Origin of the sequence: Bradyrhizobium sp. 139 (assembly GCF_023074175.1) — a bacterium.
In the GTDB taxonomy this organism is placed as follows: domain Bacteria; phylum Pseudomonadota; class Alphaproteobacteria; order Rhizobiales; family Xanthobacteraceae; genus Bradyrhizobium.
Genome location: NZ_JADPKS010000107.1, coordinates 26,344 through 48,493, shown reverse-complemented (window position 1 = coordinate 48,493; position 22,150 = coordinate 26,344). Strand labels below are relative to the sequence as shown.

At 63.2% G+C, this 22,150-nt stretch carries 20 protein-coding genes; 9 read left to right on the top strand and 11 right to left on the bottom strand.

Annotation, left to right across the window (positions count from 1 at the left end; translation table 11 throughout):
- Nucleotides 1–168: 168 nt before the first annotated feature.
- Nucleotides 169–1,233: a caspase family protein gene (locus tag IVA80_RS24225; RefSeq protein WP_247436307.1), complete on the bottom strand. Its 1,065-nt coding sequence runs from the start codon at nt 1,231–1,233 to the stop codon at nt 169–171.
- Nucleotides 1,234–1,358: 125 nt separating this feature from the next.
- Between IVA80_RS24225 and IVA80_RS24220 the strand changes: the two genes are divergently transcribed.
- The gene (locus tag IVA80_RS24220; RefSeq protein WP_247436305.1) at nt 1,359–1,721 is read left to right on the top strand and encodes a DUF1428 family protein; all 363 of its coding nucleotides are present in this window, start codon (nt 1,359–1,361) and stop codon (nt 1,719–1,721) included.
- A 164-nt stretch (nt 1,722–1,885) separates the two neighbouring features.
- Here IVA80_RS24220 and IVA80_RS24215 read toward each other — a convergent pair whose 3' ends face one another.
- The 3 genes from IVA80_RS24215 to IVA80_RS24205 all read right to left on the bottom strand — a co-directional run bounded on the left by IVA80_RS24215 (nt 1,886) and on the right by IVA80_RS24205 (nt 6,835).
- A complete protein-coding gene (locus IVA80_RS24215; RefSeq protein WP_247436302.1) occupies nt 1,886–2,455 on the bottom strand; it encodes an invasion associated locus B family protein in 570 nt (189 codons plus the stop codon).
- Between the two features lie 64 nt (nt 2,456–2,519).
- On the bottom strand, nt 2,520–5,666 hold the full coding sequence (locus IVA80_RS24210; RefSeq protein ID WP_247436299.1) for a multidrug efflux RND transporter permease subunit: 3,147 nt from the start codon (nt 5,664–5,666) through the stop codon (nt 2,520–2,522).
- On the bottom strand, nt 5,663–6,835 hold the full coding sequence (locus IVA80_RS24205; protein ID WP_247436296.1) for an efflux RND transporter periplasmic adaptor subunit: 1,173 nt from the start codon (nt 6,833–6,835) through the stop codon (nt 5,663–5,665). Before IVA80_RS24205 ends, IVA80_RS24210 begins: the two co-directional genes overlap by 4 nt.
- A gap of 377 nt (nt 6,836–7,212) precedes the next feature.
- On the opposite strand from IVA80_RS24205, the gene IVA80_RS24200 reads away from it, so the two are divergent.
- The 6 genes from IVA80_RS24200 to IVA80_RS24175 all read left to right on the top strand — a co-directional run bounded on the left by IVA80_RS24200 (nt 7,213) and on the right by IVA80_RS24175 (nt 12,986).
- Nucleotides 7,213–7,452, top strand: a complete 240-nt coding sequence (locus IVA80_RS24200; RefSeq protein WP_247436294.1) for a hypothetical protein — start codon at nt 7,213–7,215, stop codon at nt 7,450–7,452.
- 221 nt (nt 7,453–7,673) lie between these two features.
- The gene (locus tag IVA80_RS24195) at nt 7,674–10,079 is read left to right on the top strand and encodes a TonB-dependent receptor (protein ID WP_247437070.1); all 2,406 of its coding nucleotides are present in this window, start codon (nt 7,674–7,676) and stop codon (nt 10,077–10,079) included.
- A gap of 2 nt (nt 10,080–10,081) precedes the next feature.
- Nucleotides 10,082–10,771, top strand: a complete 690-nt coding sequence (locus tag IVA80_RS24190; RefSeq protein ID WP_247436291.1) for a Fe2+-dependent dioxygenase — start codon at nt 10,082–10,084, stop codon at nt 10,769–10,771.
- On the top strand, nt 10,768–11,700 hold the full coding sequence (exbB, locus tag IVA80_RS24185; protein ID WP_247436288.1) for a tonB-system energizer ExbB: 933 nt from the start codon (nt 10,768–10,770) through the stop codon (nt 11,698–11,700). The genes IVA80_RS24190 and exbB overlap by 4 nt, the downstream gene beginning before the upstream one ends.
- Before the next feature lie 3 nt (nt 11,701–11,703).
- Entirely contained in the window at nt 11,704–12,159 is a 456-nt protein-coding gene (exbD, locus tag IVA80_RS24180; RefSeq protein WP_247436284.1) for a TonB system transport protein ExbD, read from the top strand.
- 11 nt (nt 12,160–12,170) lie between these two features.
- Nucleotides 12,171–12,986, top strand: a complete 816-nt coding sequence (locus IVA80_RS24175) for an energy transducer TonB (protein ID WP_247436280.1) — start codon at nt 12,171–12,173, stop codon at nt 12,984–12,986.
- Here IVA80_RS24175 and IVA80_RS24170 read toward each other — a convergent pair.
- The 7 genes from IVA80_RS24170 to IVA80_RS24140 form a co-directional block, all read right to left on the bottom strand.
- Complete coding sequence (locus IVA80_RS24170) at nt 12,974–13,399, bottom strand: hypothetical protein (protein ID WP_247437069.1); 426 nt, start codon at nt 13,397–13,399, stop codon at nt 12,974–12,976. The genes IVA80_RS24175 and IVA80_RS24170 overlap by 13 nt on opposite strands.
- 63 nt (nt 13,400–13,462) lie before the next feature.
- Entirely contained in the window at nt 13,463–14,143 is a 681-nt protein-coding gene (locus tag IVA80_RS24165; protein ID WP_247436277.1) for a site-2 protease family protein, read from the bottom strand.
- Nucleotides 14,144–14,308: 165 nt separating this feature from the next.
- On the bottom strand, nt 14,309–14,701 hold the full coding sequence (locus tag IVA80_RS24160; RefSeq protein ID WP_247436275.1) for a GFA family protein: 393 nt from the start codon (nt 14,699–14,701) through the stop codon (nt 14,309–14,311).
- A gap of 7 nt (nt 14,702–14,708) precedes the next feature.
- Nucleotides 14,709–15,455 (bottom strand): SDR family NAD(P)-dependent oxidoreductase, encoded by a 747-nt coding sequence (locus tag IVA80_RS24155; RefSeq protein WP_247436271.1) that lies wholly within the window; start codon nt 15,453–15,455, stop codon nt 14,709–14,711.
- A 124-nt stretch (nt 15,456–15,579) separates the two neighbouring features.
- Nucleotides 15,580–16,311, bottom strand: a complete 732-nt coding sequence (locus tag IVA80_RS24150; RefSeq protein ID WP_247436268.1) for an SDR family oxidoreductase — start codon at nt 16,309–16,311, stop codon at nt 15,580–15,582.
- A 131-nt stretch (nt 16,312–16,442) separates the two neighbouring features.
- On the bottom strand, nt 16,443–18,272 hold the full coding sequence (locus tag IVA80_RS24145; protein WP_247436265.1) for an IlvD/Edd family dehydratase: 1,830 nt from the start codon (nt 18,270–18,272) through the stop codon (nt 16,443–16,445).
- A 123-nt stretch (nt 18,273–18,395) separates the two neighbouring features.
- Entirely contained in the window at nt 18,396–19,496 is a 1,101-nt protein-coding gene (locus IVA80_RS24140) for a LacI family DNA-binding transcriptional regulator (RefSeq protein WP_247436262.1), read from the bottom strand.
- Nucleotides 19,497–19,698: 202 nt separating this feature from the next.
- On the opposite strand from IVA80_RS24140, the gene ugpC reads away from it, so the two are divergent.
- Both ugpC and IVA80_RS24130 read left to right on the top strand, forming a co-directional pair.
- Complete coding sequence (gene ugpC, locus IVA80_RS24135) at nt 19,699–20,760, top strand: sn-glycerol-3-phosphate ABC transporter ATP-binding protein UgpC (RefSeq protein ID WP_247436258.1); 1,062 nt, start codon at nt 19,699–19,701, stop codon at nt 20,758–20,760.
- A gap of 58 nt (nt 20,761–20,818) precedes the next feature.
- The gene (locus IVA80_RS24130; RefSeq protein ID WP_247436255.1) at nt 20,819–22,132 is read left to right on the top strand and encodes an ABC transporter substrate-binding protein; all 1,314 of its coding nucleotides are present in this window, start codon (nt 20,819–20,821) and stop codon (nt 22,130–22,132) included.
- Nucleotides 22,133–22,150 lie beyond the last annotated feature (18 nt).

Genomic DNA, 22,150 nt, shown 5'->3' with positions numbered 1-22,150 from the left:
GCGGTCGTCTGGATGACGTCTTCGGACCGGTCTGCGTGGTGGGTTTCGCGGGAGCCGCGCCTTGCGAATTGCCCCACGGCACGGGAGCGTTGCAGCGAATCCTGGCGCCAACCAGATTGGGCGTCTGGTTGTATCTCATCCGCTTCAGTTTCTCCGTGACGAGATCGTTCAGCGTCTTGAACGAGGGATTTTCGCCTTGGCTCTCAGCTCGCGCAGCGTGCCGGCCATGGAATAGGTGTAGACGCCGTAAGACGTCACGCCATCCCGGTATTCGTAGGAGAGCTGCTGCTCCTGACAGGCCTCGAGCAGGGTCGGCATGTATGGCCCGAAATGGTCGAGCTCCTTGCGCGTCTTGTCGTAGTCCTTGTCCGGCTTGGTGCGCAGCATCATCGCGCGCCCCAGCCGTTGCGTGGCCCCGTTCTGCCCCAGGAAATCGGCGCCGTTCTTCCTGTCCTTCAGGCTTCTGTTCAGAGGCGTGAAATCCCGCGGCACCCACATCCGCTCGGCCGCATCCCACTTCAGCGCACGGTGGCGGATGTCGTCTGGAGGGCTCAAGCCCCGGACACGGGGACCGCCGTCGCGCGTCAACCCGCCCGAATGGCAGCAATCGAGCATCGCAACGAAATAGCTGTCATAGGGCAGTTGCGAGTAGAGCTCGGCGAACTGCCGGTCCAGGATCGCGTGAGCCGACGACCAGTCGAAATCATAGGGCACGAGACATTCGTCGACGTGATCCGGCTCGCCCTGGATGCTGTAGCGCGGAATCTGGGCGCCGTGTCCCGAATAGAACAGCATGCGCTCGTCGCCGTCGCGAGCGCCGTCGAGCAGCCAGTGCAGCCGATCCATGATCCCTTGCGTCGTCGCGCGGTCGTTGAGGACGATGCGGATGTCCTCCGGCTCGAAACCGCTTTCCTGGAGCACCGAACTCATGAGAAAGACATCGTTGACGCAGCCTTCGAGCCTGCTGGCCGGGTCGGGGTAGTCGTTGATGCCGATCAGCAGGGCGCGCCGGCCGGGTTTGACCGCAAGGCTCGCCATCTCGCGGGCAGCGCTCAGGATCGCGCGCGGTGCAGGCGCCGGGGCCGCATCATGCCAGACCGTCGCGACGGTGCCGGTGTGCGACAGGTACCAGGTCGCATCGTGATTGAGCGCGTCGTTGGGAACGTCGAACGCAACCGTGACCTGCTGATAATTATCGGCCCGGATATCAAGCGGATAGGTCAGAACCGCCACCCGCGAATGTGAAGTAGCGCACGAATTGCTCGCGACAGTTTGCCTCACCTTGCGAACGCCATGACGAGTCGGATTGCCGGGCGTCGCTTCGTCCTCCGGGCTCATGCCACTCAAGGAGATTCGTGATGCCCTATGTCGATGGTTTCGTGCTGGCCGTGCCGAAGGACAAGATCGAGGCCTACAAGATGCTGGCGCATAAGGCCTGTGCGGTGTGGATGAAGCACGGCGCGCTCGATTACGTCGAGTGCATCGGCGACGACGTGCCCTATGGCGAGTTGACGTCGTTTCCGCGCGCAGTGATCGCGAAGGAGGATGAAATCGTGATGTTCTCCTGGATCGTCTATCGCGACCGGGAAACCCGGGATGCCGTCAACAAGAAGGTGATGGCGGACCCGCAGTTCAAGGGCGCCGACATGCCCTTCGACGGCAAGCGGATGATCTATGGCGGCTTCACGACGCTGCTTCAGGCGAGCGACATTGTCGGCTGACTGTTGCGCGTCGCCGTCACCATGCACAACGACCAGAGGCTCGACGGCGACGCCATCGGCAGCGACAGCGTTTTCGAGCGAAGTGGATTCCGGTTCGCGTGAAGAAAACGCGCCAAAGATAGAAGCTGGAAGCCCGTCCCATCGGAACGCGCTTCTAGTAGCGCTTACTTGATCTTGTCGTAGGCGGCCGCGAAATCGCCCAGCGGCATCGGGATGGCGATCGTCTCCTTGGCCATGTTCTGGAAGGATACTTTCAACTGCTTGCCGGACTTCAAAGCGCCCAGCAGGTCCGTCGCGATCGGCGTTGAGGCGTAACAGCCGCGGTTCTCGCAGGTCTGGATCTGGAGGTCGACTGTCTTGCCGTCGTCGACCTGGAGCTTGGCGCCGATGGGGAGGTTGAGGCCGAGCGGCAATTGCAGCAGCGCCACCGGCGTGCGGGTGTCGGGCGCGATGCGGATGTTGATCAGCACGATGGTCTGGCCGGTCTTGGTCAGCACTGCGTTCTGCTCCATCGCGCATTCGAGCGGCGCGTCGCGGCTTGCGCTGGTGCAGCGCACGATCCAGCCGGGCTGCGCCGGAGCACCGTCAGCCTGCGGCTGCGTCGGGGCAGCCGCGGGCTGTGCGGTCGGGGCGGCGGGCGCGGCGTTCTTCTTGGCGCTCTGCTGCGCATACGCGGCGCCTGTCGACAACAGGAGAGCGGCGGCGAGGGCGACAAGTCTGGATTGCATGGACATGGCGAAACCGCGTTGGCGTGAACCGTCGGCCTCGCTGTAGCGTCGCGGGAGCCGCGGCGCAAGCTTACTCGGCGGCTTGCTTGACGGTGCCGTGCTCGCGCGCCTCGTGACCTTCGCCGTCACCCGAACGGCCCCAGCCCGAGAACCAGTTGTTGAGCTCGTCGAGATAGAGATAGACCACCGGCGTGGTGAACAGCGTCAGCGCCTGGCTGACAATCAGGCCGCCGACCATGGCGTAGCCGAGCGGCTGGCGGATCTCGGCGCCGGTGCCATGGCCGAGCATCAGCGGCACGCCGCCGAGCAGGGCGGCCATCGTCGTCATCATGATCGGCCGGAAGCGCAGCAGCGCGGCCTGACGGATCGATTCCGCCGGCGTCTTGTGCTCGTCGCGTTCGGCGGCAATCGCAAAGTCGACCATCATGATGCCGTTCTTCTTCACGATGCCGATCAGGAGGATGATGCCGATCAGTGCGATCAGGCTGAAGTCGAAACCGGCCGCCATCAGGATCAGGAGCGCGCCGACGCCGGCCGAGGGAAGGGTCGACAGAATCGTGATCGGATGGATGTAGCTCTCGTAGAGTATGCCGAGAATCAAATAGACCACGACGAGGGCTGCGAGGATCAGCAGCGGCACGGTGCCGAGCGATTGCTGGAACGCCTGGGCGGTGCCCTGGAAGCTCGAGTTCAGCGTCGGCGGCGCGCCGAGATCGGCCATCGCCTTTTGCACGGCTTCCGTTGCCTGACCTAGCGCAACACCCTGCGCGAGGTTGAAGCTGATGGTGATCGCCGGGAACTGGCCCTGATGGCTGATCGAGAGCGGCCGGACCGGATCGGTGGTCCAGGTCGCGAAGGTCGACAGCGGCACCTGGTCGCCGGTCAGCGGCGACTTCAGATAGAGCTTGTTCAGGCTGTCGAGATTGCCCTGCATCTCCGGCAGAATCTCGAGGATCACCTTGTAGGTGTTGAGCTGGGTGAAATATTGCGTGACCTGCCGTTGTCCGAAGGCGTCATACAGCGTGTCGTCGATCAGCTGCGGCTGGATGCCGTAGCGCGCTGCGGTATCGCGGTTGATCTTGAGCTGGACCGTGGTGCCCTGCGTCTGCTGGTCGGTTGCGACGTCGCGCAGCTGGGGCAGCGTCTGCATCTTGGCCAGGATTTTCGGCGCCCAGTCGTTGAGCTCGGTGAGATCGGCATCCTGTAGCGTGAATTCGAACTGCGTGCGGGTCGGCCGGCCGCCGAGCCGGACGTCCTGGGCCGCCTGCATATAGAGGCGGGCGCCCGACACCTTATCGAGCTTGGGACGAAGCCGGGCAATGATCTCCTGGGCCGAGGCGTTGCGCTCGTTACGCGGCTTCAGGGTGATGAACATGTTGCCGTTGTTGCCGGCGCGGCCGCTGCCGCCGATGTTCATCGCGATCGTGGCGACGTCGGGATCGTCCATCACGATCTTGCCGAGCTCGACCTGGCGGCGCTGCATCTCGGCAAAGGAGATGTCCTGGGACGCCTCGGATGTCGCGGTGATCAGGCCGACGTCCTGCTGCGGGAAGAAGCCCTTCGGGATCAGCACGAACAGGTAGACCGACAGCGCGAGCGTGGCGAAGAAGATCAGGAGCGTGGTGCGGCGCCAGGCCAGGGCATGATCGAGAATGTATTCGTAGCCGCGCAGCATGCCGTCAAAGGCGCGCTCGCTCCACTGGTAGAACTTGCCGTGAGTCACCTCGCCATGGGCGCGCAGGAAGCGCGAGGCCATCATCGGCGTCAGCGTCAGCGACACGAACATCGAGACGAAGATGGTCATTGCCAGCACGACGGCGAACTCGCGGAACAGGCGCCCGATGATGCCGCCCATCAGCAGCAGCGGGATCAGCACCGCGACCAGAGAGATGCTGATCGAGACGATGGTGAAGCCGATTTCCTTGGAACCCTTGAAGGCGGCCGCCATCGGCGATTCACCTTCCTCGATGTAGCGCGTGATGTTCTCGAGCATCACGATGGCATCGTCGACGACGAATCCGACCGCGATGGTGAGCGCCATCAGCGACAGATTATCGAGCGAATAGCCAAATACCCACATCAGGGCGCACGCGCCCAATAGGGCCAGCGGGACCGTGATCGTGGGGATGACCGTCGCCCAGAAGCTGCGCAGGAAGATGAAGATGACCATGACCACGAGGGCGATGGTCAGGAGCAGCGTGAACTGGACGTCCTCGACCGCGGCGCGGATCGTCGTGGTGCGGTCGCTGATGACCTCGATCTTGATCGCGGGCGGGATCGCCGCCACGAGGCGAGGCAGGGTCGCCTTGATGCGGTCGACGGTTTCGATGACGTTGGCGCCCGGCTGCTTGAACACCACCAGGAACACGCCGCGCTTGCCGTTGGCCCAGGCCGCCTGCTTGGCGTCCTCGGGCCCGCTGACCGCCTGGCCGATGTCGCGGATTCGCAAGGGGCCGCCGTTGCGATAGGCGATGATGACGTCGTTCCAGTCTTTGGACTGGGTGAGCTGGTCGTTGGCGTAGATCGTGTAGGCGCGCTTGGGACCGTCGATGTTGCCCTTGGGGCTATCGACCGTGGTGATCGCGATCTGGCTGCGCACATCCTCCAGCGACAGGCCCTTGGCGACGAGTTTCGCCGGGTCGATCTGAACGCGGATGGAGGGCTTCTGCTGGCCGCCAATGAACACCTGCGCGACGCCCGAGAGCTGGCTGATCTGCTGGGCGAGCTGGGCATCAACCGCGTCGCTGACGCTGGTGAGCGGCAGCGTATCTGACGTCGCTGACAGCAGCAGGATCGGCGCGTCGGCCGGGTTGACCTTGCGATAGGTCGGCGGCGAGGGCAGATTCTTCGGCAACTGCCCGCTTGCGGCATTGATGGCGCCCTGCACGTCATTGGCGGCGCCGTCGATGCTGCGATTGAGGTCGAACTGGATGGTGATCGACGCGGTGCCCAGATAGCTCGTCGAGGTCATCTGGGCGATGCCGGGGATCTGGGCGAATTGCCGCTCGAGCGGCTGGGCCACCGACGAGGCCATCGTCTCGGGGCTGCCGCCCGGCAGATTGGCCGTGATCTGGATGGTCGGGAAGTCCACTTGGGGCAGCGGTGCGACCGGTAGGAGGGGATAGGCGACGAGGCCGACGAAGAGAATGCCGGCCATCAGCAGCGAGGTGCCGATGGGATAACGGATGAAAGGTGCCGAAATCCCGCCCGCGGTCATTCCTGTCGTGCCTTGTTCTGGCTTGGATCCGAGCTTGCCACGGCCGTCGAGACGAGGCTCCCGGGCTGTACCTTGAACTGACCGCCGGTGATCACCTGCTGACCCGGGCTCAAGCCTTCATCGACGACCGAACGACCGTCGATGGCGTAGCTGACCTTGATCTTGTGCACTTCGGCCTTGTTGTCCTGATTGACGGTATAGGCATAGAGGCCGTTGGTCGAATGCTGAACCGCGTCATCCGGAACCACGGTCGCGTCTTTCAGAGTGCGCACCAGAAGGCGCGTCGAAACCGATTGGCCCGGCCACAGCGCGTGGTCCTTATTGTCGAACACCGCCTTGAGCCGAATGGTCCCGCTGGTCGTGTCGACCTGGTTGTTGATGACGGCGAGCTTGCCTTCGGCCAGCGTCTTCTTGCCGTCGGTGGTGAACGCGATCACCTTGAGCGCGCCGGCCTTCTGGCCCTCGGCGATGTAGGAAAGCTGATCCTCCGGCGCGGTGAAGATCACCGAGATCGGCTCGACCTGCGAGATCGTGACGATGCCCGTCTGCGTGGAGGCGTTGACGATGTTGCCGATGTCGACAAGGCGCAGCCCGGCCACGCCGGTGATCGGCGCCTTGATCTTGGTGTAGTCGAGCTGGGTTTGGGCGTTGGAGATCGAGGCCTCGTCGGCCGCGATCTGGGCGTTGAGCTGGGCGACCGTCGAGCGCTGGGTATCGACCCGCTGCGCGGTCGCGAATTCGCCGAGCTTCATGGCGCGCTGAAGTTCGAGATTGGCGTTGGCCAGATTGGCCTCGTCCTGGGCCTTCTTAGCCTTGGCCTGGTCGAGCGTGGCTTGATAGGGCCGGGGATCGATCGAGACCAGAAGCTCGTCCTGCTTGACGATCTGACCTTCGGTGAAGGCGATCTTGTCGATCTGGCCGTCAACCCGGCTGCGGACTTGTACGGTGTTGAAGCCCTGAACCGTGCCGAGACCGGTCAGGTAGACCGGAAAATCGGCCTTCTGGACCGGCGAAACGCTCACCGGGACGGCGGGCGCGCGGGGCGGTCCCTTTTGCGCGGTCTGGGTTTTCCCGGTCCCCGGCGAGCCGAATTTCTGCCAGCCATAGTAACCCGCGGAGGTCACGGCCGCGATGATCAGAATCCAAAGGATCGGCCGGGACTTGTTCATATCGTCTCGTGTCGGCTCGTATGCCCTAAGCAACGAATTATGGAGCAATCATAGGGTTCCAGCGCGCTTGTATAATACACGCCAAGTTCCAGTGTAAACAGCACTATGAGTTGAGAATCCTAAACAATTGGAAAGCTTTGCACCGCTTAGGCAGCCTTCTGGCGCGGCGGTGTGCAGTGCTGCATTTTCCCGCCGCGAACGATCTGCGCGCAGATCTTGTGCAATGCTCGGAAGCGGTGTGTGCAGGCCGGGTCGCGCCGCACAGAGCAGCAGGGTGCGAGGGGTTGCAAGAACGGTTCTAAATCGCGTGCGCGGCGTTTCGGTTGTCAGGAAAATCAGCATCGGTCATATCGGCTCCGCCACAACGGGAGCGCAGGATGGACGAGCTGAACGGCAAGCTGATCGCGTGTCAGATTCTGATCACGGGACTGATCGCGCGCGTCGCCAACGAGCAGCGTGATCCCTTGCGATTCCTGACCGACTTTCGCGACGAGATCAAAGCGGTCGTCAACGGCGTCAATATCGCCGGCATGGACAACAGCGACCGCGTGCGCGCAGTCGCGCGGCAGACCGTCGACGAATTGTTCTCGCTGATGAAGCCGCCGAGCAGCGATTGATGCCCCGCGCGGCGCTGACTTGGCGGTATTTTTTGTGCTCGCTTAGAACGAATCCAATCTTGATTTAGAACGATTTCAAAGGCCAATTTAGAATCGTTTTGATCTGGACTTATTCAAGCGTTCTCGCCGCTTGCCCGCATTGACCCGCTATTTTGCGGCCGATACCAACACCCGTCGTTCGTCGAAGTGAATGAGCGAACAAGAAGATGGGGCGTTGGGTAATGGGGCAGGTGGTCGCACCGAAGTCGTTGCGTTCGGTCGCAGCGTTCAATCCGATGGATGACAAGTCCGCGGGAACTTCCGGCAAGAAGGTCTCGGCAGTCGCGAGCTTGATCGCGGTGGCGTCGGTATCGGGCGGCGCGCAGGCGCAGCAGTCGAACCTGCCGCCTGTGACGGTCGATGCTCCGATCCAGCGCCCGCGTCCGACGGCCTCCAAGCCGACGCCGGATCAGGTCCGCGCCCGCAATGCGCTTCGCCGCGCCGCGCAGCGGCAGCAGGCGCAGCAGGCTTCTCCCGCCGTCCCGGCCGGCGAAGTAGATCGCAATCCGTATTCCGATCCGGCGGCGCCCTACAAGGTCGACCACGTCCAGGCCTCCGGCAAGTTTCCCGAAAAGATGCTGAACACGCCCAAGACCATCACCGTGCTCAGCAAGGAAGTGCTCGAGGACAAGAACGCCACGACGCTGAAGGAGATCGGACGCTCGACCGCCGGCGTGACGCTGGGTTCGGGCGAGGGCGGCAACGCGTTCGGCGACCGCTTCTTCATCCGCGGCTTCGACGCGCGCAACGACGTCTTCATCGATGGCATCCGCGATCCCGCCGTTTCCATCCGCGAGAACTTCTTCACCGAGCAGATCGAGATCCTGCGCGGACCGGCATCCTCCTACGCCGGCCGCGGCACCGCGGGCGGCGCCATCAACATCGTCACCAAGCAGGCCGGCGACGTCAACTTCAAGCGAATGGATACCGAGTTCGGCACCGACAGGACCAAGCGCGTCACGCTCGACGTCAACCAGGTCGTCGATCCGACCTTCTCGGTGCGCGTTGGCGGCCTGTTCCAGGACGCCAACGTCGCCGGCCGCAATTACGTGACCGATGACCGCTGGGGTAGCTTCATCTCGACCAAGTACACTCCGACCAACGACATCAAGATCACGACGAACTACGTCCACACCGATCTCAGCGGCTATCCGGACTTTGGCGTGCCCTACTACAAGCAGGGCAACGTGCCGGTGACGTCGGCCGGCATTCCGCGCGGAAACTGGTACGGCTTCCTCAATCGCGACTTCCAGACCGCGCGACAGGATTTCGGCACCGGCACGATCGAGTACAAGGTCAACGAGGCCATCACGCTGAGCAGCAAGGTGCGCGGCGAGCACTCGCTGCTCAACTACATCGGCACGCTGCCGCAGAACCCGATTACGACCAACCCCAATCCGTTGCTCTGGACCACAACGGCGAGCGCGCAGAGCCGCTACCAGAACGTGGACGTGTGGGCCAACCAGAACGAGGCCGCGTTCAAGCTCGACACCGGCGGGGTCAAGCACACCGCGGTGCTCGGAGTCGAATATTCGAACGAGAACATCTCGATCGACCGTTACACCGGCCTTTCCTCGGAACTGGCCGGCGCCGGCTTCACGAGCAACGGCGCCATTTCGGGGGTCAATGTCTACTCGCCCCAGTACACCTACATTCCATTCGGCAATACGCCGTCGCTGGTTGGAAACCCGACGCGCTATGGTGTCAACACCAGCAGCGTGTACGTCATGGACACCGCGAACTGGCAGGACACCATTATTGTGAACGGCGGCGTCCGCTACGACGGCTACAACATGAGCGCGTCGACCAATTCGCCGAAATTCCTCAAGATGAACGCCGATCTCGTCAATTACAACGTCGGCTTGGTCTACAAGCCGATGTCGATCGGCAGCGTCTATGCGGCCTATGCGACCTCCGCCAATCCGTTCGGGTCGGAGCTTGACGCGACCGGCACCGAATACGGTGGTGTTCCGCCCAACACGGCGATTTTGCTGGGACCGGAGCGTAACAAGGCCGTCGAGCTCGGCACCAAATGGGAGCTCGCCGACCGCCATCTGCTGGTGAGCGGCGCGCTGTTCCAGACCACCAAGGACAATGCGCGCGAGAACAATGCCGCGGGCTTGCTCACCTCGAACGCGGCCTACCGCATTCAGGGCATCGACATCGAGGCCGAGGGCAAGATCACCGATCGCTGGAGCATCTTCGGCGGCCTGGTGCTGATGCAGTCGAGGGTCACGCAGAGCAACATCGCTTCCAACATCGGCCTTCAGCTCGCCAATATTGCCCACCAGTCGTTCAGCATGCTGACCAAATACAAGTTCGACGGCGGCTGGGAGCTCGGCGGGCAGGCGGTGTACCGCTCGAAAGTTTATGGCGGCACGTTCGCGGCCAACACCAACGAGCTGCCGAGCTACTGGCGCTTCGACGCGTTCGTCGAGAAGAAGATCGACCAGAACTGGACCATGAAGTTCTACGCGCAGAACCTGACCAACAAGCTCTACTACGATACGTTCTATCGCAGCGCTGTGCCGTTCGTGGCGGTCGCACCGGGCCGGGCGTTCTATCTTGTGACAACGGCGAAGTTCTGATCATGTTGGTGTGCCTGCCTGGTGTTCTCAGCAAAAATGACGTGGCGGATTTCCGTCGCATCATGGACGCCAGCGCATGGGAAGACGGGCGCTCCACCGCCGGCGCGCAGTCGGCGATGGTCAAGCGCAACGAGCAATTGCCGCCCGACAGCGAGGTCGCGCGCAAGCTCGGTCACCGCATCATTTCGGCGTTGACGTCGAACCCGCGGTTCCTCGCGGCGGCGATCCCGCTCCAGATCTTCCCGCCGCTGTTCAACCGTTATGCGGCGAACAGCGGCCATCATTTCGGCCTGCACGTCGACAATGCGATCCGCGGCGACCGCCTGACCGGTCTTCGCATCCGCACAGACCTGTCGGTCACGCTGTTCCTGGCCGAGCCGGAAGAGTATGATGGTGGCGAACTTGTGATCGAGGACACCTACGGTTCGCACGAAGTCAAGTTGCCAGCAGGCGACTGCGTGCTCTATCCCTCGACCAGCCTCCATCTCGTCACGCCGGTGACAAGGGGAACGCGGGTTGCTTCTTTCTTCTGGCTTCAGAGCATGATACGGGACGATCAAGCCCGGAGCATGATCTTTGACCTCGACACCGCGATTCAGGCGCTGGTGGAACGGCTCGGGCGTGACGATCCCGAAACGGTCAAATTGACGGGTATCTATCACAACCTCATTCGCTACTGGGCCGAAGTATGAAGATCATCTCCTTCCAAGCAAGCCTTGCCGCAGCTTTGATGCTGGCGGCCGCCTGGCTTGCATCCCCTGTTTCTGCCCAGACACAAACCCAGCCGGCGGCGCCGGCTCAATCGACAGTTCAGCCGTCCGCGGCCAGCCCAGCTCCGGCTGCAACTCCAACCGCGGCAGCGCCTGCGGCGCCCTCAGCGACCGCGCCGGCGGCCGCAAAGCCCGATGCGGCGGCTGGCGTCGCGCCCGCCATGAAGGAATTGTCGCCCTGGCTGATGTTCCAGTCGGCGGACATCATCGTGAAGGCGGTGATGATCGGGCTCGCCTTTGCCTCCATCGTGACCTGGACCGTCCTGATCGCAAAATCGATCGAGCTGTCGGTCGCCTCGACCAAGCTGCGTTCGGCACTGAAGAAGATCGCGGAGGCGCGCTCGCTCGCGGAAGCGCAGATGGCGCTCGGCTCCAAGGAGGGCATCCTGCCGTCGTTCCTGGCGGCGGCGCTGCGTGAGGCGCGGATGTCGGCCGGCCTGTCCAGCGATGCCGGCATCAAGGAGCGCGCAGCCTCGAGCTTTTCCGAGATCGTGCGCGCGGAGGCGCGGCGCATCCGCGTCGGCATGGGCGTGCTCGCGACCATCGGCTCCACCTCGCCTTTCGTCGGCCTGTTCGGCACGGTCTGGGGCATCATGAACAGCTTCATCGGCATCTCGAAGTCGCAGACCACGAATCTCGCCGTCGTCGCGCCCGGCATCGCCGAGGCGCTGCTCGCCACCGCGATCGGTCTGGTCGCCGCCATTCCCGCTGTCATCATCTACAACCACTTCTCGCGCGTGACGAAGAGCTATCTCGAGCTCGTCAGCCGTGCCGCGGGTGCGGCGGGGCGGTTGCTCTCGCGCGATCTCGACCGCAGCCACGGCAGCGTGCATTCGCGCGCGGCGGAGTGAACCATGGGCGTTTCGCTCGCAGACAATGATGACGACGACGATTTCGCCGAGACGCACGAGATCAACGTCACGCCGTTCATCGACGTCATCCTGGTGCTGCTGATCATCTTCATGGTCGCAGCTCCACTCTCCACGGTCGATCTGCCGATCGATTTGCCGACGTCGAGCGCGACGCCGCAGAAAAAGCCGGACAAGCCGACCTATCTCAGCATCAAGCCCGATTTGACGCTCGCGATCGGAGAGAACCCGGTCCACCGGGCCGAGCTGATTGGCAGCCTCGACGGTCTGTCCGACATGAGCAAGGACAAGTATGTCTTCCTGCGCGCCGATCGCTCGGTGCCGTATGGCGAGTTGATGGGCATCATGGAGCTCTTGCGCGCAGGCGGCTATACGCGGGTGAAACTGGTTGCGCTGGAAGGCGCTCCGGGGGCGCCTGCGGCAGGCACCGCTCAGCCTTAGGGTCCCCCGCTATGTCCGACGAATCCAGACCATCCCGGAAGCTTTGGATTGTGGCAGCGGTGGCGGCGCTCGCGCTGCATTTGGGTGGTGCCGCGCTTGCACTGGCTCATTTGCGCACCGACGACGAGGGCGACGGCCTTGGTGCGGCCGGCGCGGAATTCGCTGTCGAGATGGCTTCGCCAAAGGCGCCTGACACCGACCTTCCGGCAGGACCGGACAGCGAAGCGATGCAGGAGCAGCAGGCGCTTCCCGAGCAAAAAGCCGAGACCAAGGAAACCGAGCTTCTAAAGGATCAGTCGCAACAGGTCGATGATCCCGATCGGGTCGTCACGGAAAACATCTCAAGGAAGCCGCAGGACGAGGATCCGAAGATTGCGGCTGTCGAAACGCCTGCTGCGGAGGCCTCGCCGAAGTCGGTAGCAACGGCGCGGCAGACACTCGATGAGGACGCGCGCGAGGCCGAAAAGGCCCTGGCGCCTGTGATTGGCCTGGGCAAGGACATCCTGAAGCTGACGGTCGACTGGAACCGCAAGATCAGCGCCCACCTGGCGGCCCACAAGGTCAACCCGGAGGGCAAGGAGCCCAGCAATCAGAAGGTGAAGGTCAGCTTCGCGATCAACCGACGGGGCAACGTGCTTTCGGTCGACGTTGTGGAGTCGTCCGGGGATGCAGCTTACGATGCGGCCGCGATCTCGATTGTCCGTAAGTCCGATCCCGTCCCGCAGCCGCCTGCCGGACTGACCGAAGATCGGTTCGAGCGCACGGTTGACATCATCTTTACGCCGCCGGACGCGAAGAAAAAGAAAAAGACAGCTCAGGGCCAGTAGAGCCGGATCCCGACATAGACCACGACCAGGCAGGCGAAGATCAGCGCCACCGGGAGCGGCCGCTTTTGGGTTCCATCGAACGCCGCCGCGCCGGAGGAGGCAGCCTTCTTCTTCGCCTTCGGGGCTTGGCGGCGGAAAGCGGTAACATTGTCCGCCGCTGGCTCGGCCGGGCGGGTGCGGACATCGGGTGGCGTTCCCGTGCCGCCCATCTCGGCATAGTAGGACTTGTAGATCGCGCCGATGGTGGTCTCGCTGGCCTCGCTCTCGCTCATCTGCGCCAGCAGATTTTTATAGCTGACGAGGAACTCCTGCGCCTCCAGAGGCAGCGCGGACGACCCGTTGAGCTTGGCCATCATCTTCCAGGTGGCAAAATCGGCGCGGGCGCGGGTGTCGGCGCGTCGCGCGATCAGCATATCGGCAGCTTTGACCAAGTCGGCCTCTGGCCCTTCGGCGTGTGTTCGGGTGTCGCTGTTCAGCTACGCATTGCCGGTCAGGAAGAGAACAGCCTGAATCACATAACCGGTCAACGTTCGCAGTATTGCTGAAATAACATCAAGATTTAGACCGAACTGCGAGCCCGCCAGCGGCAGCAGGATCAACAGGCCGATCAGGATCAGCATCCCGAACGGTTCGAGCCGGGCCAGCGGCAGGGCGAGCGGCCGGGGCAACAACCCGACCGCGACTCGCCCGCCATCGAGCGGCGGGATTGGCATCATGTTGAACACCGCCAGCACCGCGTTGATGAGCAGTGCGTTCTTGAGGTTGTCGAAGATCCACTGCGCCGAGCTGGCCGGCGCCCAGGGCAGCGCATGGAGGGCAAGGGCCGCCACGAGCGCCAGCAGGATGTTGGTGACCGGCCCGGCCAGCGCCACCCAGACCATGTCGAGCCTGGGATTGTTGAGTTTGCGGAAGTTCACCGGTACCGGCTTGGCATAGCCGAACAGGAACGGCGAATGCGCAAACAGCAGCATCGCCGGCAGGATCAGCGTGCCGAACGGATCGATATGGCGGAGCGGGTTGAAGCTGACGCGGCCGAGTTGCGAGGCCGTGTTGTCCCCGAGCTGACGCGCGACGAAGGCGTGCGCGGCCTCGTGGAAGGTGATGGCGAGCACCAGCGGCAGCACCCAGACGGAGAGATCATAAATGGAAATGTTCACCAGCTCATCCGTTCCGGTTTGCCTTTGGCCTTGCAGCCGTTCCAGCCAGACCGGCGGTACAGCGACGCTTTACCTCAACATAGGGTGGCCGATTCTGAAATGCCACGCTGCAAAGCGGCCGGACGCGTAGCCGGCGTGCCGAGCCTGTTCTGGCGCTGTCCGAATTTACGCAGGAAGCGTCGTCTGATATTGCCGCAAGCCGTCGTCGAGCTTCACCCAGGCGAGCTTTTCCGAGACCCAGATGTGCTCGGTCGGCGCAAAGGCGTTGCGGTCGTCGAAGGTGGCGAGCGAGACACCCGCGAGCGTGCCGTTGCGCCGCCAGGCGAACAGGCGCGTGCCGCAGCGCTTGCAGAACACGCGATCGATGTGCGCGGACGACGCATAACGCTCGGTGTCACCCTCGACCGTCAGTGCGCGCTGGTCGAATTGCGCGCGCGCGAAATAGGGCGAGCCCATCGCCTTCTGGCAGATGCGGCAATGGCAGATGCGGACGTTGAGCGGTTCGCCCTCCGCTTTGAACCGCACTGCGCCGCACAGGCATCCGCCTTGCCGGATCATGGTATCCTCAATAGGTTGCGCGCCCGCCCGAGATGTCGAACACGGCGCCCGTCGAGAACGCGCAGTCCTCGGATGCGAGCCAGGCGGCCATCGCGGCGAGCTCTTCCACCAGTACGAAGCGGCCTTTGGGGATTTTCGACAGCATGAAGTCGATATGCTGCTGCGTCATCTGGTCGAAGATCGCGGTCTTCGCCGCGGCCGGCGTCACTGCGTTGACCAGGATGTCGTGCGCGGCGAGCTCCTTGCCGAGCGATTTCGTCAGCGCGATGAGTCCGGCCTTGGACGCCGAATAGTGCGAGGCGTTCGGATTGCCTTCCTTGCCGGCGATCGAGGCGATGTTCACGATCCGCCCGTATTTCTGCTTGAGCATCGCGGGCACGACCGCCTTGCAGCAGATGAAGGGGCCGTCGAGGTTGATGCGCAGAACTTTCCGCCATTCATCGAGATCGGTCTCCCAGACCGGCTTGTTGACACCGGCGATGCCGGCATTGTTGACGAGGATGTCGATCTTGCCGAAGGCGGCAAGCGTCGCATCGCGCGCCTGCTCGACGGCTGCGGCGTCGGTGACATCGACCTTGAAGACGCGGACGTTGTCGCCGATCTCCTTGGCGGTGTTCTCGGCGAGAGCCGAGTCAAAATCCCAGATCGCGACCTTGGCGCCGGAATCGACGAAACGCTGAACGATGGCGCGGCCAAAGCCCTGCGCGCCGCCGGTGACGATTGCGACACGGCCGTTGAGATCGATCTTGTTCATGGAAAAATCCCTTTCTCTATCCCTCATGGTGAGGCGCGCGCACTTGGCGCGCGTCTCGAACCATAGAGTCCCGTGGCCCATCCCTCGAGACGGCGCTGTCGCGCCTCCTCGGGATGAGGAGTGATCAGAGCATGTAGCCGCCGTCGACGACGAGGTCGACACCGGTCGTGAATGCGCTTTCGTCACTGCCGAGATAGACCGCCATGGACGCGATTTCGTCGGCGGTGCCGAGCCGGCCCATCTTCTGGCGGGAGATGAACATGTCCTTGCCCTGCGGACCTTGCGCGGCGGCGCGGTCGAGCATCGACGGGGTCTCGACGGTGCCGGGGCAGATGCTGTTGCAGCGGATACCCTTGGTGATGAAGTCGAGCGCGACCGCGCGCGTCAGCAGCGACACCGCCGCCTTCGACGCGCTGTAGACATAGCGGTTGGCCGGCGGCCGCAGCGCCGCGCAAGAGGAGATGTTGACGATGCTACCGCCGCCGCCGGCCAGCATCTCGGGCAGGAACGCCCTGATGGTTCGGTGCATCGACTTGACGTTGAGGTCGAACGAGAAATCAAAATCTTCTTCCGAACACTCCAGAATGGTGCCGTGGTGCACGAAGCCCGCCGCATTGAGCAGGATGTCGACCTTGCCGATGCGCTTGGCGAAGGCGTTGACGTCGGCGGTGTTGCGGACGTCGAGCTTTGCGGTTTCGGCGATGCCTTCCTTGGCCAGGCTCGCGATGCCTGACACGTTGATGTCGGTAGCGATGACGGTTGCGCCTTCACGCCCGAAAGCGATGGCGCATGCGCGCCCGATGCCTGCCGCAGCAGCCGTGACGACGGCGCGCTTACCCTTGAGGCGGTCTGCCATTTTCTTGTTCTCCTTGATTTTCTGATTGCCGTAGCGCCGTAGCCCGGATGGAGCGCCAGCATAATCCGGGATATTGCATTCGCGGATGGTGACCCCGGATTGCGCTACGCTCCATCCGCGCTGCGTGTGCCTCAGTGATTATCCCGTGCCACACCAAAGGTGCCGGCGACGTTCTGGTAGCGCGTGGCGAGCTCCATGCAGGCGCCGGTCGACTGCTGGCCGACGGTGTTGCGATAGATTTCCTGCCACGGCGTCTGGTTCGCCGGGTGCTTGAAACCGCCGTTGGCCTTGAGCTCGGCATGACGCTTCTTCACCTCGTCGTCCGAAATGAGAATATTGGCGCTCCCCTTGTTGAGGTCGATGCGCACTTTGTCGCCGTTCCTGAGGATCGCAAGCCCGCCATTGGCGGCGGCCTCCGGCGAGGCATTCAAGATCGAGGGCGAGCCCGAGGTGCCGGACTGGCGGCCGTCTCCGATGCAGGGCAGGGACAGGATGCCGCGTTTGATCAGCGCCGCCGGCGGCTGCATGTTCACGACCTCGGCGCCGCCGGGATAGCCAATCGGCCCGGTGCCGCGGATAAACAGCACGCAGCGCTCGTCGATATCCAGCGAGGCATCGTCGATCCGCGCGTGATAATCCTCGGGACCCTCGAACACGACGGCGCGGCCCTCGAATGCGCTGGGATCCTTCGGGTTGCTGAGATAGCGGTCGCGGAATTCCTTGGAGATCACGCTGGTCTTCATGATGGCGGAATCGAACAGATTGCCGTTCAGCACCAGGAAGCCGGCGTCCTTCACCAGCGGCTTGTCGTAAGCCCAGATCACGTCGTTGTCGGGCACCGGCGCATTGGCGCAGTTCTCGCCAATGCCGCGGCCGTTCACCGTGACTGCGTCCTCATGGATGCGCTTGTGCTTCATCAGTTCCCGCACGACCGCCGGCACGCCGCCGGCGCGGTGGAATTCCTCGCCGAGATAGAAGCCGGCCGGCTGCATGTTGACGAGCAGCGGCACGTCGTGGCCGAATTTCTGCCAGTCGTCGATCGACAGCTCGACACCGATGTGGCGCGCCAGCGCGTTGATGTGGATCGGTGCGTTGGTCGAGCCGCCAATTGCCGAGTTGATCACGATGCAGTTCTCGAATGCCTTGCGGGTCAGGATGTCCGAGGGTTTTAGATCCTCCCAGACCATCTCGACGGCGCGCTTGCCGGTCTCGTAGGCGATCTGGCCGCGCTCACGATAGGGCGCCGGGATCGCCGCGCAGCCCGGCAGCGAGAAGCCGAGCGCTTCGGCAAGCCCGTTCATGGTCGAGGCGGTGCCCATGGTGTTGCAATGGCCGACCGACGGCGCCGAGGACGCCACGATCTCCATGAACTCTTCATAATCGATCTCGCCGGCGGCGAGCCGTTCGCGCGACTTCCAGACGATGGTGCCGGAGCCGGTGCGCTCGCCATTGTGCCAGCCGTTCAGCATCGGGCCGCCCGACAGCACGATCGCGGGCAGGTTGACGGTCGCGGCCGCCATCATGCAGGCCGGCGTGGTCTTGTCGCAGCCGGTGGTCAGCACCACGCCGTCGAGCGGATAGCCGTAGAGGATTTCGACCAGGCCGAGATAGGCGAGGTTGCGGTCGAGCGCGGCGGTCGGGCGCTTGCCAGTCTCCTGGATGGGATGGGTCGGGAATTCCATCGCGATGCCGCCGGCCTCGCGGATGCCTTCGCGGACGCGGTGCGCGAGCTCAATGTGATGGCGGTTGCAGGGGGACAGGTCGTTGCCGGTCTGGGCGATGCCGATGATCGGCTTGCCGGACTGAAGCTCCGCGCGGGTGAGGCCGTAGTTCAAATAGCGCTCCAGATAGAGCGCGGTCATTCCCGGATTATGCGGGTTGTTGAACCATTCCTGCGAACGAAGATGGCGGCGAGTGCCGTTACCGGCGGGCGCGTGCCCATTGGTTGGCTTTTTTGTCATTGGTTTCTCCTGCAATGCAAACGCACTGGCGTCGGTCCTTGGGGGGTCGGCTTGTGCGATGCCCAACGGCCTGAGCAATGGTAAGCCTGCCCCTTGGCGGGGCGTTTCCTCACAAGTCCGATACTAGTCACGGCTACTTGGTAACGCTACCATTTTGTTCGCGGTGGCCGCGCCGGACAGGGCCGGCCTGATCTCTGAACGTCGCAATGACGAACTTTGGCGCTCCATCACCTTGAAGCCGAGATCGAGCACCAGCCGCTCGGGGCGCCGTCCCTCGATCGCATCAATCAGCATGGTGGCGGCGGTTCGGCCCATCTCGTAACGGTTGGTGCGCACGCTGGTGAGGGTGGGGACGGCCGACGCCATGAATTCGAGGTCGTTGAATCCCATAATGGCGATCTGTTCTGGGATCGCGATGTCGCGGCGGCGGCATTCGAAGAGCACGCCGAGCGCAAGGTCGTCATTGGCGCAGAAAACCGCGTCGAGATCGGGCGACTTGGCCAGGAGATCCGTGAACAGCGCGCCACCCAGCGTGACAGAGGTCGGCGTTGCCGTCGCGACGATCAGGCGCTGATCGAACAGGCCGGCATCCTTCATCGCGGCCTGGTAACCGTCGAGACGCCGCTGCACCCTTGGGTCCATGCGCGCGCCGACGAAACCGATCTTGCGGTGGCCTTGTCCGAACAGGTGTGCAACCGCGGCACGGGCCGCTTCATAGTGCGAAAAGCCGATCATCATGTCGACGGGATTGGGCCCGATCTCCATGATCTGCACGATCGGGCAATCGGCTGCCTCCAGCATCGCGTGCGATTCCGCGGTCTGGTCGATGCCGGTGACGATCAGGCCGGCCGGCTTCTGCGCAAGAAACAGGCGCAACAGCTTCTCCTCCTGGAGGATGCTGTAGCGGGTGTTGGACAGCTGTATCGAGTAAGGGCTGCCCTCGGACGCGTCATAGATGCCGCGCAACACGTCGGAGAACACGTTGTTGGTCAGTGACGGGATCAGCACGCCGATCACCTCGGTGCGGTGCGAGGCCAGTGCGCGTGCGGCCAGGTTCGGCACATAGCCGAGCTCCTTGGCGGCGCTTTCGACCCGGGTCCGCTTGGCGAGCGACAGGGCGTCGGGATTGCGGAAGAAGCGGGACGCTGTAATCGGGCTCACGCCGGCAAGCTCGGCGACTTCCGCCAGCCGGATTTTGCCTGACTTGGTGCGTTTTCGACCCATTTTCTGCTCTTAACACAGTCACTCCTGCAAACAAAGGAACGTTGACAGCGCTACCAGCACCGACTAACCAAAGACAAATTGCCAAAGCCGCGCAAACTGCCGACAATATCGCCCGCTAAGATCGGGTTTCGTTCGGTGAAGTCTGAAAAACAAGACGGTGGCGGCGCGACAATTGCGCCGTCGAGTCGGAGGAGGGAGCTAGATGTCGTCTGTGCAAATCCGCGACGTGCGGAAATCGTTCGGCAATTTTGAAGTTCTGCACGGCGTTTCGATTCCGATCGAGGACGGCCAGTTCGTCGTCCTGGTTGGTCCCTCCGGCTGCGGCAAGTCGACGCTTCTGCGCATGCTCGCCGGTCTCGAGAACATCACCTCCGGCACGATCTCGATCGGCGACCGCGTCGTCAACAATATCCAGCCCAAGGAGCGGGATATTGCGATGGTGTTCCAGAACTACGCGCTCTATCCGCATATGACCGTCGGCGAGAACATGGGCTTCTCCATGAAGCTGCGCGGCGAGAGCACCGGCGAGATCAACAAGCGCGTCAAGCGCGCTGCCGAAATCCTGGCGTTGTCGCCGCTGCTCGAGCGCTATCCGCGCCAGCTCTCCGGCGGCCAGCGCCAGCGCGTCGCCATGGGCCGCGCCATCGTGCGCGATCCGCAGGTCTTCCTGTTCGACGAGCCCTTGTCGAACCTCGACGCCAAGCTGCGCGTCGCGATGCGCACCGAGATCAAGGAGCTGCATCAGCGGCTGAAGACGACCACCGTCTACGTGACCCACGACCAGATCGAGGCCATGACCATGGCCGACAAGATCGTCGTGATGCATGATGGCATCGTCGAGCAGATGGGCACGCCGCTCGAGCTCTACGACAAGCCGGAGAACCAGTTCGTCGCCGGCTTCATCGGCTCTCCCGCCATGAACTTCCTGAAGGGGCATGTCCGCGTCAACGGCGTTGCGACCTTCGAAGGTCCGAATGGCGTCAAGTTGCCGCTCAAGAACGCGCCGGCGGCGTCTGACGGCCGTCCCGCAGTCTACGGCGTACGGCCCGAACACTTCACCATCGCCGACGACGGCGCCGAGGCCGAGATCGTCGTGGTTGAGCCGACCGGCTCCGAAACGCAGGTGTTTGCAAAGGTCGGTGGTGAGCAGGTCGTCGCGGTCTTCCGCGAACGTCATCAGTTCAACCCCGGCGACAAGGTCCGGCTGAAGCCCGATCCTTCCGTGGTTCACTTGTTCGACGAGGCGACCGGTAAACGCATGTAGCGATTTGTAGCGACGTCAGAACGACCCAATACAAATATAAAAAATCAGGGAGAGAACGATGAGCGATTTCGACAGGCGTAGTGTGCTCAAAGCTGGCCTGGGCGGCGCCGCGTTGCTGGCCGGCCCGGGCATCGTCCCGGTTCGCGCGGCGGGGTGGACCAACGTGCCGGAGCCGAACGCCTCTATCCGCGTCTTGCGCTGGAAGCAGTTCATTCAGGCCGAGTTCGACAAGTTCGCCGAGCAGACCAAGAAGTTCTCCGAAAAGACCGGCGTCAAGGTGAAGCTGGAAGCCGAGAGCTGGGAAGACATCCGTCCGAAGGCCGCTGTCGCTGCCAATGTCGGCGCCGGTCCCGACCTCATCATCGGCACGCTCGACGATCCCCACAAATTCCCGGAAAAGCTGATCGACATGACTGACGTCGCCGATTATCTCGGTGCTCAGTATGGCGGCTGGTATCCGGTCGCCGAAAAGTACGGCAAGAAAGGCAAAAGCTGGATCGCCATTCCGCAGGGTGCAACCGGCGGCTGCCTGAACTACCGCGTCAGCCACATGAAGGCTGCGGGCTTCGAGCAATTCCCCAAGGACACTGCCGGCTTCCTCAAGCTCTGCCAGGCCCTGAAGAAGAACAATACGCCCGCCGGCTTCGCGCTGGGTCACGCCACGGGCGATGCCAACGGCTGGTGCCAGTGGGCGTTGTGGTCGCACGGCGGCAAGGTCGTCAACGAAAAGAACGAGGTCGTGATCGACTCGCCGGAAACGATCGCGGCGCTCGAATACGTCAAGCAACTCTACGAGACCTTCATCCCCGGCGTGCTGTCGTGGAACGACAGCAACAACAACAAGGCGTTCCTGAACGGCGAACTCAGCCTGACCCTGAACGGCATCTCGATCTGGACCGTCGGCAAGAACTCCACGGATCCGAAGCAGCAGGAGATCGCCAAGGACATGGATCACGCGCCGATGCCGATCGGTCCCGTCGGCGTGCCGACCGAACAGCAGAACGTGCTGGTCGCCTACGGCTACAAGCACTCCAAATATCCCAAGGCGGTGAAGGAATACATCAAGTTCATGTGGGACAAGGAGAACTACGACGCCTGGGAGGTCGCCTCAAACGGCTACGTGTCGCCGCCGCTACCGGCCTACAACGACAACCCTGTGTGGACCTCCGATCCCAAGATCACCCCGTACCGCGACTGCCTGAAGCGCTGCCGCGACAATGGCTTTGCCGGCGATCTCGGTTATGCCTCCGCCGCCGTGATGGGCGACTTCGTTGTCGTCGATATGTTCGCCGAGGCAGCCTCAGGCTCTGCGACGCCGAAGCAGGCGGCCGCACGCGCTGCCGAGCGCGCCAAGCGCTACTACCAGGTCTGATCAGCTCCAATCCGCGCG